The 16,116-nt window shown below is 72.4% G+C and carries 15 protein-coding genes; 4 read left to right on the forward strand and 11 right to left on the reverse strand.

Translation table 11 applies throughout. The features are described from left to right. Positions 1-63: 63 nt before the first annotated feature. Both BM339_RS40870 and BM339_RS40875 read left to right on the forward strand, forming a co-directional pair. Positions 64-813: an SDR family NAD(P)-dependent oxidoreductase gene (locus BM339_RS40870; RefSeq protein WP_075024333.1), complete on the forward strand. Its 750-nt coding sequence runs from the start codon at positions 64-66 to the stop codon at positions 811-813. 37 nt (positions 814-850) lie between these two features. Next, on the forward strand, positions 851-1,540 hold the full coding sequence (locus BM339_RS40875; RefSeq protein WP_021595641.1) for a class I SAM-dependent methyltransferase: 690 nt from the start codon (positions 851-853) through the stop codon (positions 1,538-1,540). Between the two features lie 558 nt (positions 1,541-2,098). Here BM339_RS40875 and BM339_RS40880 read toward each other — a convergent pair. The 5 genes from BM339_RS40880 to BM339_RS40900 all read right to left on the reverse strand — a co-directional run bounded on the left by BM339_RS40880 (position 2,099) and on the right by BM339_RS40900 (position 7,081). Continuing rightward, a complete protein-coding gene (locus BM339_RS40880) occupies positions 2,099-2,704 on the reverse strand; it encodes a response regulator transcription factor (protein ID WP_021595642.1) in 606 nt (201 codons plus the stop codon). After that, positions 2,701-3,825: a sensor histidine kinase gene (locus BM339_RS40885; protein WP_075024334.1), complete on the reverse strand. Its 1,125-nt coding sequence runs from the start codon at positions 3,823-3,825 to the stop codon at positions 2,701-2,703. Before BM339_RS40885 ends, BM339_RS40880 begins: the two co-directional genes overlap by 4 nt. 42 nt (positions 3,826-3,867) lie before the next feature. Beyond that, entirely contained in the window at positions 3,868-4,512 is a 645-nt protein-coding gene (locus BM339_RS40890; protein ID WP_021594750.1) for an ABC transporter ATP-binding protein, read from the reverse strand. A 92-nt stretch (positions 4,513-4,604) separates the two neighbouring features. After that, entirely contained in the window at positions 4,605-5,882 is a 1,278-nt protein-coding gene (locus BM339_RS40895) for an alpha-amylase family glycosyl hydrolase (protein WP_075024335.1), read from the reverse strand. A gap of 35 nt (positions 5,883-5,917) precedes the next feature. Beyond that, positions 5,918-7,081: a lactate 2-monooxygenase gene (locus BM339_RS40900; RefSeq protein ID WP_075024336.1), complete on the reverse strand. Its 1,164-nt coding sequence runs from the start codon at positions 7,079-7,081 to the stop codon at positions 5,918-5,920. Between the two features lie 147 nt (positions 7,082-7,228). Between BM339_RS40900 and BM339_RS40905 the strand changes: the two genes are divergently transcribed. Further along, entirely contained in the window at positions 7,229-9,718 is a 2,490-nt protein-coding gene (locus BM339_RS40905) for a DNA gyrase/topoisomerase IV subunit A (protein ID WP_075024337.1), read from the forward strand. A 193-nt stretch (positions 9,719-9,911) separates the two neighbouring features. Here BM339_RS40905 and BM339_RS40910 read toward each other — a convergent pair whose 3' ends face one another. Together BM339_RS40910 and BM339_RS40915 are read right to left on the reverse strand one after the other, a co-directional pair. Continuing rightward, entirely contained in the window at positions 9,912-10,460 is a 549-nt protein-coding gene (locus BM339_RS40910) for a flavoprotein (protein WP_075024338.1), read from the reverse strand. A 34-nt stretch (positions 10,461-10,494) separates the two neighbouring features. After that, positions 10,495-10,860, reverse strand: coding sequence for a nuclear transport factor 2 family protein (locus BM339_RS40915; RefSeq protein ID WP_021594745.1), 366 nt, complete (start codon positions 10,858-10,860; stop codon positions 10,495-10,497). Positions 10,861-10,913: 53 nt separating this feature from the next. Here BM339_RS40915 and BM339_RS40920 point away from each other — a divergent pair, with 53 nt between their 5' ends. Next, positions 10,914-11,480, forward strand: a complete 567-nt coding sequence (locus BM339_RS40920) for a thioredoxin family protein (protein ID WP_075024339.1) — start codon at positions 10,914-10,916, stop codon at positions 11,478-11,480. Between the two features lie 46 nt (positions 11,481-11,526). Here BM339_RS40920 and BM339_RS40925 read toward each other — a convergent pair whose 3' ends face one another. The 4 genes from BM339_RS40925 to BM339_RS40940 all read right to left on the reverse strand — a co-directional run bounded on the left by BM339_RS40925 (position 11,527) and on the right by BM339_RS40940 (position 16,018). Then, positions 11,527-11,889, reverse strand: a complete 363-nt coding sequence (locus BM339_RS40925) for a hypothetical protein (RefSeq protein ID WP_143118800.1) — start codon at positions 11,887-11,889, stop codon at positions 11,527-11,529. Between the two features lie 73 nt (positions 11,890-11,962). After that, on the reverse strand, positions 11,963-12,622 hold the full coding sequence (locus BM339_RS40930) for a response regulator (RefSeq protein ID WP_021594742.1): 660 nt from the start codon (positions 12,620-12,622) through the stop codon (positions 11,963-11,965). Positions 12,623-12,636: 14 nt separating this feature from the next. Then, complete coding sequence (locus tag BM339_RS40935; RefSeq protein ID WP_218163893.1) at positions 12,637-13,773, reverse strand: sensor histidine kinase; 1,137 nt, start codon at positions 13,771-13,773, stop codon at positions 12,637-12,639. A 154-nt stretch (positions 13,774-13,927) separates the two neighbouring features. Further along, complete coding sequence (locus BM339_RS40940) at positions 13,928-16,018, reverse strand: DNA gyrase/topoisomerase IV subunit B (RefSeq protein WP_075024341.1); 2,091 nt, start codon at positions 16,016-16,018, stop codon at positions 13,928-13,930. Positions 16,019-16,116 lie beyond the last annotated feature (98 nt).

Genomic DNA, 16,116 nt, shown 5'->3' on the forward strand with positions numbered 1-16,116 from the left:
GCTCCGGCGGGGCTCTTTCCGGCCCTCATTCAAGAACGATCGATCCAGTATTGGGAGCCCACCATGCGATTCAGGGACGCGGTCGTCCTCATCACCGGCGGCGCGGGCGGCATCGGCCGCGCCACCGCTCGGGCGTTCGCCCGCGAGGGCGCCACGGTCGTCCTCGCCGGACGCGACGCGACCACCCTCGCCGAGGCCGTCAAGGAGATCGGCCCCGATCACGCCGACCACGTCGTCGCGGACGTGACCGACCCCGCCTCCACCGCCCGGATGGTCGAGACGGTCGCCGCACGCCACGGCGCCCTGCACGTCGCGGTCAACAACGCAGGGATCCTCGCCGGCGCCGGTCCCGTCGCCGACATCGACCCCGCCGCCTGGGACGCCGTCCTCGCGACCAACCTGACCGGCACGTTCCTCTCGCTGAAGCACGAGGTCGCCTACATGCGCGCCCACGGCGGCGGGACGATCGTCAACGTCTCGTCCAACATCGGTTCGCACGGGCGCCGCCCCGGGCTGGCGGCGTACGCGGCGTCCAAGGCGGGCGTCGGCGTCCTGACGCGCACGGCCGCCCTCGACCACATCGCCGACGGCGTCCGCATCAACGCCGTCAGCCCGGGAGCCAGCGACACGCCAATGTCGCTCCGGCCCGGGGAGACCCTGGCCGGCCGGGCGGAGCGGATGCGCGCGTCGGCCCCGTCCGGCCGCGTGGCGGACACCTCGGAGGTGGCGGAGACGATCCTGTGGCTGGCGTCGGACGCCGCGTCCCACGTGGTCGGGCACGACCTCGTCGTCGACGGCGGCGTCACCGCCTGACACGCTTCCGGGGCGGTTCATCGGGCAGACTCACCGCATGGCCCTCACACCCGACTACGACTCCGACCCGGAGCGCTTCCGCCTGGCCACCAGGGTCACCAGGAAGTACCTGATCGGGGCGCGGAGCCTGCACGACCACATCGCCTCGAAGCTGCTGCACTCGGGCGCGTCCCGCGTCCTGGACATCGGCTGCGGGGAGGGCGCCCTCGCCGGCGCGCTCCCCCACCCGCCGCCGTTCCGGCTCGTGGGCCTGGACGCGTCCGGCGTCCTGCTGCGGACCCACCCGTCCCCGCGCGTCCAGGCGGACGCGCTGCGCCTGCCGTTCCGGGACGGCACGTTCGACGCCGCCGTGGCTCTCAACATGCTCTACCACCTGGACGATCCGCGCGGCGCGCTCCGCGAGGCCCGCCGCGTCCTCGCCCCGGGCGGGCTGCTGCTGGTCACCGCGATCTGCCGCACCGACAGCCCCGAACTGGCCCCCGTCTGGCGCCCCGAGCCGACCACGTTCGACGCCGAGGACGCCCCGGCCCGCGTCTGCGAGGTCTTCGGCGAGGTCGAGGTGGAGCGCTGGGACGCCCCGCTGCTCACCCTCCCCGACCCGGCCGCCGTCCGCGACTACCTCATAGCCCGCCACGTCCCCCGCCCCCAGGCGGCCGAGGCCGCCACCCAGCTCAACACCCCCCTCCCCGTAACCAAACGAGGCTCCCTAGTCCTAGCCCGCCGCTGAACAACAGCCCCAGCCACCGCCGCAACCACGCAACGACCTCAACGCCTGCGATCGCGTCCGAAGGCAGGGGCAAGCGAAGCGAGACCCTGATCGCGCAGCGAGCCGCAAGGCGAGCCGGAGCGATCGAATCACCCGCACGTGCGGGACTGCCTGCACCCGCCACCCCGCTGACCTCAGCCGGCACCGCAACCACGCAACAACCCCAACGGCCGCGATCGCGTCCGAAGGCAGGGGCAAGCAAAGCGAGAACCTGATCGCGCAGCGAGCCGCAAGGCGAGCCGAAGCGATCGAATCACCCGCACCTGCGGGACTGCCTGCACCCGCCACCCCGCTGACCTCAGCCGGCACCGCAACCACGCAACAACCCCAACGGCCGCGATCGCGTCCGAAGGCAGGGGCCAGCGAAGCGAGACCCTGATCGCGCAGCGAGCCGCAAGGCGAGCCGGAGCGATGCAGCGATCGCCCGCAGTGCCCGACGATGGAGGGCCGCCAGGCCCGAAGGAGGAGGGCGCTGCAATAAACACAGCAGGGCCGCCAGGCCCGAAGGAGGAGAGAAGGCTAAAACCAGCCGAACTCGCGGGCGGTTCGGGCGGCGGTGTGGCGGTTGTCGGCGCCGAGTTTGGTGACGGCGGCCGAGAGGTAGTTGCGGACGGTGCCCTCGGAGAGGCCGAGGGTGCGCGCGATGCGGGAGACGGGGGCGCCGTCGGCGGCGGCGCGGAGGGTGTCGAGTTCGCGCGGGGTGAGGGGGCACTCCTCGGCGGCGAGGGCGTCGGCGGCCAGCTGGGGGTCGATGTAGCGGGCGCCGGCGGCGACCTGCCGGATGACCTCGGCGAGGCGCCGGCCGGGGGCGTCCTTGCCGAGGAAGCCGCGGACGCCGGCGGACATGGCGCGGCGCAGGTTGCCGGGGCGGCCGTGCGCGGTGACGATCACCAGGCGGCAGCCGGGCAGGTCGCGGGCGAGGCGCTCGGCGGCGGCGAGGCCGTCGAGGCCGGGCATGTCGATGTCGAGGACGGCGACGTCGGGCTTGAGGGCGAGGGCGCGTTCGACGGCCTCGTCGCCGCGGCCGACGTCGGCGGCGACCTCGATGCCGTCCTCGGTCTCCAGCAGCAGGACGAGCGCCTCCCTGATCAGCAGGTGGTCGTCGGCCAGCAGCACGCGGATCATGCGTCTCCCTTCGCGGGGACGGCGGCGGTCACCCGGAACGTCCCGTCGCCCGCGGGACCGGCCGCGAACTCGCCGCCGGCGGCGGCGAGGCGTTCGCCGAGGCCCGCCAGGCCGGTGCCGCCGGCGGACGCGCGGCGCGCGGCGCCGTCGTTGACGATCTCCAGCCGGACGCCGTCCCGGCCGGTGCGGACGGTGATCTCGCACCAGGTGGCGCTGGAGTGCCGCAGGACGTTGGTGGCGGCCTCGCGGGCCACCCAGCCGAGCGGCTCGTGGACGTGGGCGGGCAGCGACGGCGACACCTCGGGGCGTTCGCAGCGGATGCCGGCGGCGCGCAGGACGGCCGACATGCCGTCCAGCTCGGTGCGCAGGGACGTGGTGCGGTAGCCGCGGACGACCTCCCGGACGTCGCGGACGGCGTCCCGGGCCATGGTCTGGATCTCGGTCAGCTCCTTGCGGACGCGCCCGTCGTCGCGTTCCACGAACCGCTCGGCGACCTCGGCGCGCAGCGCGACGGCCTGGAGGCTGTGGCCGAGGACGTCGTGCAGGTCGCGGGCGAAGCGGAGCCGTTCCTCCCCCACCGCGGAGCGGGCCAGCTCGGCGCGCGCCTCGCGGAGTTCCTGGACGACGTGGAACAGCCAGACGGTGACGTATCCGGAGAAGGCGGCGAGGGGCACGCCCGTCACCTCGTACAGCACGGCGAGGGCCGGAAGACCCAGGAACACCCCGTACACGGGGGTCAGGACGGTCGCCGCGGCCGTCACGGCGACCGCCTCGCGCAGCGGGAGGACGACGGCGATCAGCCCGGCGGGGACGAGGAGCGCGTTGCCCCAGCCCTGGCCGGTGCCGAGCAGCGGCGGCAGCGCCCAGCAGATCGCGCCGATCGCGGCGAGGCCGACCCGGTGCGCGGGGGCGGTGCGGCGCATCAGGTTCTGCCACAGGAGCCGGGCGTAGAGGGCGAAGACGGCGCCGGTCCCGGTGAGGGCGATGATCAGGAGCCCCGGGTCCCTCCGGTGTGCGATCTCGTACCAGAGCGCGGGCAGCAGGAACCCGGCCAGCGTGAACGCCGTCATCCCCACGATGATCGCGGCGATGGCGGTGGGGCGCGGGATCCTGGGCTGCACGCGCCCAGCGTATGCGCGCGGCACGGGGACCGGGCGCGGCGCTCAGGCGGCCCGGAGGCGGGCGGCGTCCCGGCCGGTGACGAGGCGTCCCTCGTCCAGGACGCCGACCCGGTCGGCGCGGCACGCCTCGTCGGGGTCGCGGGTCGCGACCACCGCGGTGACGCCGTGCGCGGCCAGCGTCAGCAGGACGGACCACACTTCGCGCGCGGCGGCGGCGTCGAGGCCGGCGGTGGGTTCGTCGAGGAACAGCACGTCCGACCGTCCGATGAGGGCGAGGGCCAGGTCGAGCATGCGCCGCTGCCCCGCGGTCAGGCGTTCGAAGGGGACGTCGGCGAGGTGCGTGAGGCGCGCCAGCCGGAGGGCCTCGTCGCGGGTGAGCGGGTCGAGCGTCCAGCGCCGCCAGGTGTCGACGACCTCGGCGACGGTCAGCCCGGGGAACAGGCCGCCGTCGTGCCAGACGGTCCCGGCGCGGGCGGCGTCGCGATCGGTGTAAGGGTCCACGCCGCGGAGCCGCACGGTTCCCCTTGTCGGGCACCGTAGTCCCGCGAGGATTTCCAGGAGCGTCGTCTTCCCCGAGCCGTAGCGGCCCAGCAGCGCGTAGACCTCTCCCCGCGCCACCGTGAACGAGACGTTGCGGACGGCCTCGTTCAGGTCCAGGTCGCGTACCTCGATCACGGGTGCCTTCATGGCGTCCATGCTGTCCGGTGGCCGGTGCGGACGTGCAGTCACAGGCGTCAGAAGGCGATCGTGAGGAATTCAGGGGTGGCCACTGACAAATGTCATGGTTCGGCTATCGCCCACCCGGTGGGCGGGATGGCGGCGCCGTCCTTGGTGAAGGAGGCTTCGCCGGCGATGCACGTCCAGTCGGCGGCGGGCAGATCGACCCCCGCGGGTTCGTCGCCGAGGTTGAGGACGACCGCGAGCCGCTCTGCTCCGTGACCCACGGTGTAGGAGAGGGCCGTGTTGGTCAAGGTGGCCACCGTGGTCCGTGCGCGGACGAGCCATGGATGGCGGCGCCTCAGACCGATCAGCTCCTGGTGGAGGCGGTGGTGCGCGCCCCCATGGCCGGGGGTTTCGGCGGGACGGTCCGGGAAGGCCGGCCGTATGGCGTCGTCTCCGCCTTCGCGTTCTTCCTTGATGCCCTCGAAGGCGAACTCGTCCCCGGCGTAGATGGACGGGACGCCTCCCACGGTCAGCAGGATCACGAGCGCGTGGGGCAGGTGACGTTCGGATACGCGGCTGGCGATGCGGGTCACGTCGTGGTTGCCCACGAACGTCTGCGGGACGAACGAGGCCAGCATCCCGTTGTGGCGGTCGAGTGCATGGGCCAGTTCGTAGAGGTTGCCGTCGTTCAGGGAGCTCCAGACGGCCTTCCACAGCTCGTACTGGGTGACCGAGTCGACGCCGGTCTGGTCGACGAAGCTCGCGTAGTCGCCGTGGATGACCTCGCCGACGAGCCAGGCTTCGGGGAAGCGCGCGCGGACGCGGTCCGTGACCGTCCGCCAGAAGGCCGGCGGGACGGCGTAAGCGGCGTCCAGGCGCCAGCCGTCTATGCCGCGCTCCAGCCAGTGGGTCATGACGCCGGTGACGTAGTCGGCGACCTCGGGCTCCCCGTGGTCGAGCGTGACGAGACGGTCGTGGCCCTCGAACGTGCGCAGGTCCGGGTGGAACCACTTCCTGTACGGGGACGCCTCGCCCTGGGCCGCCACATCGGCGAAGGGCCTGAAACCGCGTCCGACATGGTTGAAGACGCCGTCGAGCAGGACCCGGACGCCCCTCTGGGACGCCGCGTCGATGAGCCTTCGCAGGTCGTCCTCGCTGCCGAGCCGTGGATCGACACGGTAGTGGTCGACGGTGTCGTAGCCGTGCGTCTCGGACGCGAACACCGGACCGAGCGCGAGCCCGTTGCAGCCGAGCCCGACGAGGTGGTCGAGCCAGCCTTCGAGCCGTGCCAGCCGCGGCGCCGGGGAGGCGTCGCCCGGCAGGGCCTCGCGTTCGGCGCCGGTGAACCCGAGCGGGTAGGCGTGCCACCAGATGGCGTGATCAGGCCAGCGCATGCGCGTCTCCCTACCCGCATCGCGGGCGCGTAAGTTCAGGCGCGCACGAGAATGTCCGGGTTCAGGTCGTCCGGCCGCTTGACGCCGGACAGGGCCATGGTCAGCTCCAGCTCGGCCTGGAGGCAGCGCAGGACGTGCTGGACGCCCGCCTGGCCGCCCAGCGCCAGCCCGTACGCGTACGGGCGCGCGACCAGGACGGCCTTGGCGCCCAGCGCGAGGGCCTTGGCGATGTCCGATCCCGTCCGGATCCCGCTGTCGAACAGGACGGTCGCCTGGTCGCGGACGGCGTCGACCACGCCGGGCAGCGCGTCGAGCGAGCCGACCGCCCCGTCCACCTGCCGCCCGCCGTGGTTGGAGACGATGACGCCGTCCATTCCGGCGTCCACGGCCTGGCGGGCGTCGTCGGGGTGCTGGATGCCCTTGAGGGCGATCGGGCCGTCCCAGTGCTCCCGCAGGAAGATCAGGTCGTCCCAGGTCAGGCTGGGGTTCCCGAAGTTGGCGACCCAGTGCAGGAGCGCGGTGTCCCGGTTGGCGCCGGTGACGGGCCCGCCGACGGCCTTCTGGAAGACCGGGTCGCTGAAGTAGTTCGCGACGCCGTTCCCCTTCAGGAACGGCAGGTAGGCCTGGTCCAGGTCGCGCGGGCGCCACGCCATCGTGAACGTGTCGAGCGTGACGACGAGGGCCGTGTACCCGGCCGCCTTGGCCCGCTCCAGGAAGCTGATGGCGAGCTCTCGGTCCTTCGGCCAGTAGAGCTGGTACCAGCGCGACCCGTCGGCGTTCGCCTCCGCAACGTCCTCGATGTTGTACGAGGCCGCCGTGCTCAGCACCATGGTCAGCCCTTCGGCGGCGGCGGCCCGCGCGACGGCCAGTTCGCCGTCCGGATGGAGGATCGACTGCACGCCGATAGGGGCGAGCAGGACCGGGGACGGCATCGCGGTCCCGAGCACGGTCACCGACAGGTCGCGCTCGGCGACGTCCCGCAGCATGCGCGGGACGATCCGCCACCGGTCGAACGCGGCCCGGTTCGCCCGCGCGGTCGCCTCGCTCCCCGCGGCCCCCGCCACGTAGCCGAACGCTCGCGCCGACAGGGACCGCTCCGCGAGGCCCTCCAGCTTCGTCAGGTCCGTGGGCAGCGCGGGCCGGACGTCCCCGAGTCCCTGCAGATAGATCGAGTTCTGGAAGTCGGCCAGGCCGCTCAAGGAAACCTCCACCGGAAAAACCGAAACCGTCGGTGCTCAATCTGCCAGGTCCGCGCAGGTGACGAAACGGGATCGATCCGCCGGGCCGGGCGCCACACCGGTGGGGCGGGGCCCAAGATGTCCCCGGGACCGGCCACAATGTGGGGCATGGCACGACGCGGATCCCAAGCCCCTCCACCGCCGCCGGACTTCGAAGAGAACATCGTCGACGTCGATGTCTCCGACGAGATGCGCGGCAGCTTCCTCGAGTACGCCTACTCGGTGATCTACCAGCGGGCGCTGCCCGACGCACGCGACGGCATGAAGCCCGTCCAGCGCCGCATCCTGTACTCGATGAACGAGATGGGGCTGCGCCCCGACCGCGGGCACGTCAAGTGCGCCCGCGTCGTCGGCGAGGTCATGGGCAAGCTGCACCCGCACGGCGACAGCGCCATCTACGACGCGATGGTGCGGATGGCGCAGCCCTGGGCGATGCGGATGCCGCTCGTGGACGGGCACGGCAACTTCGGCTCGCTCGGCGGCGACGACCTGCCCGCCGCCATGCGGTACACCGAGGCCCGGATGTCCCGCGAGGCGATGCTGCTGGTCCAGTCCATCGACGAGGACACCGTCGACTTCCGCCCGAACTACGACGGGCAGGAGCAGGAGCCGGAGGTGCTGCCCGCCGCGTTCCCGAACCTGCTGGTCAACGGCGCGTCCGGGATCGCGGTCGGGATGGCCACCAACATGGCGCCGCACAACCTCGGCGAGGTCATCGCCGCGGCCCGGCACCTGATCGACAACCCCGAGGCCGGCCTGGACGACCTGATGCGCTTCGTCCCCGGCCCCGACCTGCCCACCGGCGGCAAGATCGTCGGCCTGGACGGCATCCGCGACGCCTACGCGAACGGCCGGGGCACGTTCCGCACCCGCGCCACGGTCACCATCGAGAGCGTCACGCCCCGCCGCAAGGGCATCATCGTCAGCGAGCTGCCGTACGCGGTCGGGCCCGAGCGCGTCAAGGCGAAGATCAAGGAACTGGTCAACGCCAAGAAGATCCAGGGCATCTCCGACCTGAAGGACCTCACCGACCGCAACGTCGGCCTCCGCCTGGTCATCGAGATCAAGAACGGCTTCAACCCCGAGGCGGTGCTGGCCGACCTCTACCGGCTCACGCCGATGGAGGAGACGTTCGGCATCAACAACGTCGCCCTGGTCGACGGCCAGCCCCGCACCCTCGGCCTGCGCGACATGCTCCAGGTCTACGTCGACCACCGCATCGAGGTCGTCCGCCGGCGCTCGATGTTCCGGCGCAAGAAGCGCGAGGACCGCCTCCACCTGGTGGACGGCCTGCTCGTCGCCCTGCTCAACATCGACGAGGTCATCCAGGTCATCCGGCAGAGCGACGACGCCGCCCAGGCCAAGCAGCGCCTCATGCAGATCTTCGAGCTGTCGGAGATCCAGTCGCAGTACATCCTGGACACCCCGCTCCGCCGGCTGACCCGCTACGACCGCCTGGAGCTGGAGAAGGAGAAGGAGCAGCTCGCCAAGGAGATCGCCAAGCTGACCGCGATCCTGGAGTCGGAGCGCAAGCTCCGCGGGGTCGTCTCGAAGGAGCTGGGCGACGTCGCCAAGGAGTTCTCCACCCCGCGCCGGACGATCCTCCTCGAATCCTCGGGCCACACCGCCGCCGCGGCGGTCCCCCTGGAGGTCGCGGACGACCCGTGCACGGTGCTGCTGTCGTCGACCGGGCTCATGGCCCGCACCCACGACGCCGGCCCGCTGCCCGACAGCGGCCCCCGCGCGGCGCACGACGTGCTGACGTCGGTCGTCCCGTCCACGGCGCGCGGCCAGGTCGGCGCGGTGACGTCGCTGGGCCGGATGATCCGCGTCGACGTCCTCGACCTGCCGACGCTGCCGCCCTCGGCCACGCCCCCGTCCCTGGCGGGCGGGGCACCGGTCACCGAGTACGTCGACCTCGAACCGGACGAGACGGTCGTCGGCATCGCCGCCGTCGGCGAGGAGGGCGGCGGGCTGGCGCTCGGCACCGCGCAGGGCGTGGTCAAACGCGTCGTCCCGGACTTCCCCGCCAACCGCGACGAGTTCGAGGTGATCGGCCTCAAGGAGGGCGACCGCGTCGTCGGCGCCGTCCAGCTGCTCTCCGAGGAGCAGCACGTCGTCTTCATCACCACCGACGCCCAGCTGCTGCACTTCGCCGCGTCCCTCGTCCGCCCGCAGGGCCGGGCCGCCGGCGGCATGGCGGGCATCAAGCTGGGCGCGGACGCGAGCGTGCTGTGGTTCGGCGCCCTCGACCCGTCCCGCGAGGCCCGCGTCATCACGGTCTCCGGCTCGTCCTCGGCCCTGCCCGGCACCCAGACCGGCGCGATCAAGCTGGCCGACTTCGCCGACTTCCCGTCCAAGGGCCGCGCCACCGGCGGCGTCCGCGCCCACCGCTTCCTCAAGGGCGAGGACGTGCTGATCCAGGCCTGGGCGGCGCCGACTCCGCTGCGCGCCGGGGCCGCCAACGGCAAACCGGCGATGCTGAACGTCGCCATGGGCCGCCGGGACGGGTCCGGCGAGAGACTGGACAAGCCCCTGACCGCCATCAGCGGCCCGATCGGCGCCCCGCCCCCTGACGAGGAGACCCCCGACGAGTGACCCGTCAAGGCCCCGGACACCGCTCCGGGGCCTTGACTCAGCGTGAGGCGTCGTGGAGGTGGAGGGTCAGCTCGGCGGCGACCGGGGCCTCACCCGGCAGGTCGGGCTGGTAGAGCGCGATGCGGGCGTGCGTGCCGAGTTCCTCGCCGAAGACGTCGATCAGGACGTCGGAGGCGCCGAGGCGCGGGAAACCTCACGCGGAGGCGGGTCCGAGGCGGGTCAAGGTCTCGGACAGGACGTCGCGGAGCCGCGCCCAGGGGAACGTGCCCGCGGTCCCGCCCTCCGAGTCCGGCGCCGGCAGCCAGGACGGGTCCAGCAGGACGGTGACGCCCCAGGCGCGGAGTTCGGCGATGCTGCGCCCGAAGACCGGGTGGCGGGCCAGGGCCGCGTTGGGCCAGGGCGCCGCGACGATGGGCAGGCCCAGGCCGACGGCCTCGTTGAGGAGGCCGAGCGCGAGGGTGTCGCTGGTCCCGTGGGCCCACTTGTTGACGGTGTTGAACGTGGCGGGCGCGACCGCCATCGCGTCGGCGGGCGGCAGGACGTCGGGCTCCTCCGGCCGCTTGTAGTCGGACCGGACGGGGCGGCCGGTGATGCCGGCGAGCCGCGCGGCGTCCAGGAACTTCAGGCCGGACGGGGTGGAGACGACGCACACCGTCCAGCCGTCCGAGCGGAGCCCTTCGACGAACGCGGGGAGGTCCGCGGCGGGACGGCCGCCGCAGGCGATGACATAGAGCACGGGCACCTCCCCACCCTGCCATGGGGCCGGGAGGTGCCGATCAGGTCTTCGCGATGTCGTCCGGGCCCCAGTGGGCGTCCATCCGGACGATCTTGCCGTCGGCGCCGAAGGTCATGACGTCGATGGCGCGGATCCGCATGCCGGGGATGTCGATGGTGAAGGCCATCGCGGCGCGGTCGCCGTGGGAGCCGCGGATGGGGCCGTCCAGGCTGAGCTTGGCACCGCCGGCGATGGCATTCGTGTAGAACTCCTCGATCGCGGCGCGGCCGGACATCGGCGGGTTGCCGACCGGGTCCTCGATGACGGCGTCCTCGGCGTACAGGCCGGATATGGCCGCGGCGTCACCGGCGTTGAAGGCGTCGATGTAGGTCTGGAGGACCTGCTTCATGTGCTCCTGGGTCGGCATGCGCGAAGCCTAGCAAGCGGTTGCTTACCGATCTACGGGTGTTGGATGGCCTCATGGCGATCGCATCCTTCATGGTTCCCCTCGGTTCACCCGTGCCCGCGTTCAAGCTCCCGTCCGTCGGCGGGGAGGTCGTGGCGGCCGACGACTTCGCGGACGCGTCCGCCCTGCTGGTCGTCTTCCTGTCGAACCACTGCCCGTACGTGCGGCGGATCGAGGCCGGCCTGGGCGCAGTCACCACGGAGTACGCCGAGAGGGGGCTGGCCACCGTCGCCGTGTGCAGCAACGACGTCGCGAACTACCCCGACGACGACGCCGATCATCTGCGCGAGCAGGCCGAGCGCGCCGGGTTCCGGTTCCCCTACCTCGTGGACGCGTCGCAGGAGGCGGCGAAGGCGTTCCGGGCCGCCTGCACGCCCGACTTCTTCCTCTACGGCCGGGAGCGCACGCTCGCGTACCGGGGCGAGTTCGACGGTGCCCGGCCCGGCAACCAGGTCGAGGTGGACGGCGCCTCGCTCCGGGCCGCGCTCGATCTGGTGCTGGCCGGGGAGGACGTCCCCGAACCGCACACGCCGAGCATCGGCTGCGGCATCAAGTGGAAGCCGGGCAACGGCCCGGCGTGATCACGCGGCCTGAACCGATGACGCGGCCTGAATCACGGCGGGCGAGTCACGCCACCGTTTTCCGGCCCTTGCGGGGCTGCGGCACCGGATGCCGCAGACCGCGCTCGGCGCAGTCGGCCAGCGCTTCGAGGAGGTCGGCCGGGCTGCCTGTGGCGTCGTCGTAGTGCCAGAAGCGGATGAGGTTCTCGCCCTCGGCGCCCGGGTTGAAGCGGCCGAGGGCGAAGCATCCGGCGATGGCCATGCGGACGATGACGCGTTCGCTGTCGTCCAGCCGGCTCACGTAGGCGGCCGCGTCGATCAGGCCGATCGCGGCGCGGGCGTTGCGGCCGCCGTCGCAGGGGTCCGGGCGGTTGATCCGCCATTGCGCGTACGGGCGCAGGTACTCCGCGATCATGAGGGTTCTGAGCACGTCCTCATGCTGGAGCCGCGCGGGCGCGGGCGCCCGCACCTTGACCCGGTCCTTGCCGGACGCTGACCGATGATCAGCCGGTGAGGCCGTGCCGGAAGGCGTAGGTGACGGCCTGCGCGCGGTCGCGGAGGTTCGCCTTGGCGAACAGGTTGTTGATGTGGGTCTTCACCGTCGCCTCGGAGATGAACAGGTCACCGGCGATCTCGGCGTTGGAGCGCCCCTGCGCGATCAGGGTGAGCACCTCCGCCTCGCGGCGGGTCAGGCCGTCCGGCAGCTCGCCGCGGGCGGCCCGGCGGGGGCTCTCGCCGGTGGCGACCGCCTCGACCAGGCGCCGCTGGACCGCCGGGTCGAGCTGGGACGCTCCCCCGCGGACGGCGGTGACGGCGCGCGCGATCTCGTCGGCGTCGGCGTCCTTGGTCAGGTAGCCGCGGGCTCCGGCGCGCAGCGCCGCGAAGATCGACTCGTCGTCGGCGTAGGTGGTGAGGACGACGATCCCGACGTCCGGGTGCGCCTCCTTGATGCGGCGGGTCGCCTCCACGCCGTCCACGCGCGGCATCCGCAGGTCCATGAGGACGACGTCGGGACGCATCTCCTCGACCATGGCGATCGCCTGCTCCCCGTCGCCGCACGCGCCGGCCACCTCGATGCCGGGCAGCAGCTCCAGCAGGAGGACCAGGCCCTCGCGCACCACGGTCTGGTCATCCACGACCAGGATCCTCGTCTTGTCGCTCACCGCTCCGTCTCCCGTCACGCCGGCACCCGGAGGGACACGCGGAACCCCGTGCCCTCCGGTCCGGTGACCAGGGTGCCATCGATCAGCTCGGCGCGCTCCCGCATCCCCACCAGGCCGTAGCCGCCACCGCCGAGCTGCACCACGGCCTCCGTCCCGCCGCTGTCGGTCACTTCGAGCTCGACCTTGTCGGCGAGGTAGCGCAGCGTGACATGTGCGCGCGCGCCGGGCGCGTGCTTGCGGACGTTGGTGAGCGCCTCCTGCGCGGTGCGGACGACCGCCAGCCCCGCCTGGGGCGTCAGCTCGCGCGGCTGCCCGGTCACCTCGACGTCGCAGGGACGGCCCGTGCTGGCGTAGAACTCCTCGGCGAGCTCCGCGATGACCTCCTTGGGCTCCGGCACCTCGCCCCGGAGGGTCGCGAGGGCCCGCCGTGTCTCGTCCAGACCGGTGCGGGCGAGGTTCCGCGCGCGCTCCACCCGGTCCAGGGCCTGGACGCGGTCGCCGTCCCGCGCGAGCAGCAGCCTCGCCCCTTCCAGATGGACGATCTGCGCCGACAGCGAATGGGCGAGGATGTCGTGGATCTCCCGTGCGAGGTGGGACCGTTCGGCGAGCACCGCGCTGGCGGCCTCGGCGCGCCGGGTGGCCTCCTGCGCGGCGACGCCCTGGCGGCTCGCGACGGCGCCCAGCGTGAGGCCCACGAACGCCGACATGAGGCCGAGATCGGCGCCGCCGGACCGGAACGCCTCCCCCAGCACGCCGATCGAGGCGATGGTCAGGCCGCTGACCGCGAGGCCCCAGGGCAGCGGCAGCCGCATCAGCAGCACCCAGAGCCCCGCCATGCAGAAGAAGAAGCCGCCGCCGGCGTGGGGCGCGAGCGCGTACAGCGCCATCGCCGCCCCCATCGCCCCGAGCAGCAGGCCGATGCCGATCGTCCGCCAGCGGGCGCTGTCGCGCCGTACGACCCAGATGCCCGTCCCCAGCAGCGAGAACATGATGACGTTGAGGGTCGCGATGGCGAGCCCCGCCCCGTGCAGCGCCGGCGCGGGCTCCTCGTGGATCAGGCCGCGGACGTAGGCGTAGACGCCCCACATCACCAGAACGCAGACGACGAGCGCGCGGGTCAGCCGCTCGATCGTGTTCGCCTCGCACTTCACGCCACGACGCTAACCGAGGCGGCTCCGCCGGGGGCCGGGAGCACGTTGTCCAGCGTGTTCATGCCCAAGACGGTAGGACACCCGCGCTCCGCGCGGATCGGCGCGCGGCTGTACTTCCGGTTCTCCACCGCAGGGTGGACGCCGCGCCCCGCGCTCAGGTGTCGATGCGCTCCGCGTCCAGCTCGGTGGCGCCCGCGGTGATGAACGCGCGGCGCGGCGCGACCTCGCTGCCCATCAGCAGGTCGAACACCTTGCCCGCCTCCTCGGCGTCCTCGATGCGGACGCGCCGGAGCACCCGGTGCCGCGGGTCGAGGGTCGTCTCGGCCAGCTGGTCGGCGTCCATCTCACCGAGGCCCTTGTAGCGCTGGATCGGCTCCTTCCAGCGCTGGCCCTTGCGCTCCAGCTCGACGAGGCGCTGCCGCAGCTCGGCGTCGGAGTAGGTGTAGATGTACTTGTCCTGGCCCTTCTTCGGCTTGATCAGCTCGATGCGGTGCAGCGGCGGGACGGCGGAGAAGATCCGGCCGGCCTCCAGCATGGGCCGCATGTAGCGGTAGAAGAGCGTGAGGAGCAGGGTGCGGATGTGGGCGCCGTCGACGTCGGCGTCGGCGAGGATCACCACGCGCCCGTAGCGGGCGGCGTCGATGTCGAACGTCCGCCCCGAGCCGGCGCCGAGCACCTGGATGATCGCGGCGCACTCGGCGTTCTTCAGCATGTCGGCGACGGACGCCTTCTGCACGTTGAGGATCTTGCCGCGGATCGGCAGCAGCGCCTGGAACTCGGAGTTGCGGGCGAGTTTGGCGGTGCCGAGCGCCGAGTCGCCCTCGACGATGAAAAGCTCGCTGCGGTCGTCGGCGGTGCGGCAGTCGACGAGCTTGGCCGGGAGGGCGGAGTTCTCCAGGGCGTTCTTGCGGCGCTGGTTGTCGCGCTGGGTGCGGGCGGCGATGCGGGTCTTGGCCGCGCCGACGACCTTCTCCAGAACCGCCCTGAGCTGCTGCTTCTGGCCGCGCGACGGGTTCTCGAAGATCGCCCGCAGCTCCCGCATCACGACCTGGGAGACGATGCGGGTCGCCGCGGAGGTGCCGAGGACCTCCTTGGTCTGGCCCTCGAACTGCGGCTCGGGCAGGCGGACCGTCACCACGGCGGTGAGGCCCTCCAGGACGTCCTCCTTGATGACGTCCTCGTCGCCGTTCTTCAGCAGCTTCGTCGCGCGGAGCTGCTCGTTGACGACCCGCAGGACCGCGCGGTCGAAGCCGCGCACGTGGGTGCCGCCCTTCGGGGTGGCGATCACGTTGACGAACGACTTGGTGATCGTGTCGTAGCCGTTGCCCCAGCGCAGCGCGATGTCGACCTCGAGGTCGCGCTCGACGTCGGTCGGCGTCAGGTGGCCCTGGTCGTCCAGGACCGGAACGGTCTCGGTGAAGTGGCCGCGCCCCTGGAGCCGCAGCACGTCGACGATCGCGGTGTCCTTGGCGAGGTAGGTGCAGAACTCGCCGATGCCGCCGTCGAACCGGAACCTCTCGTCGACGACCTCCTCGCCGCGCTCGTCGCGGACGTCGATGGTGAGGCCGGGGATGAGGAACGCGGTCTGGCGCATCCGGTCGAGGACGAGGGACTGCTCGACCGTGACGTCCTTCAGGAAGATCTGCAGGTCGGGCCAGAAGCGGACACGGGTACCGGTGACCTTCTTGGCGACCTTGCGGATCTGCCGCAGGCCCGACTTCTTCTTGAACCGGGCGTTGGGGCGCCCGTCGTCGGCGAACTCGCCGGGCAGCCCGCGCCGGAAGCTGATCGCGTGGGTGTGCCCGTCGCGGTCGACCTCCACGTCGAGGCGGGCGGAGAGCGCGTTGACCACGGACGCGCCGACGCCGTGCAGGCCGCCGGACGCGGTGTAGGACACCCCGCCGAACTTGCCGCCCGCGTGCAGCCGCGTCATGACCAGCTCGACGCCGGGCAGGCCCGTCTTGGGCTCCAGGTCGACCGGGATACCGCGGCCGTTGTCGCCCACCTCGAAGGACCCGTCGGCGTGCAGGGTCACGCTGATGTGGGTGCAGTGGCCGGCGAGGGCCTCGTCGACGCAGTTGTCGACGATCTCCCACAGGCAGTGTGCGAGGCCCCGGCTGTCGGTCGACCCGACGTACATGCCGGGTCGCTTGCGCACGGCCTCCAGCCCCTCCAGCACCGACAGGTGCCGGGCGGAGTAGCCGTGCGGGTCTTCGGTTGGCACTTCGGCGGTGGCGGCGGTCAACGTGCGTGTGCTCCTCGGGGGTAGGACGGTCGGCAGAAGGGTACCCCCGCCTGCCGACAATCCACCGAAAGGCTCGCCGCCACCGACGTTCGGGCACG

It is taken from the genome of Actinomadura madurae, assembly GCF_900115095.1.
Taxonomy (GTDB): Bacteria; Actinomycetota; Actinomycetes; order Streptosporangiales; family Streptosporangiaceae; genus Spirillospora; species Spirillospora madurae.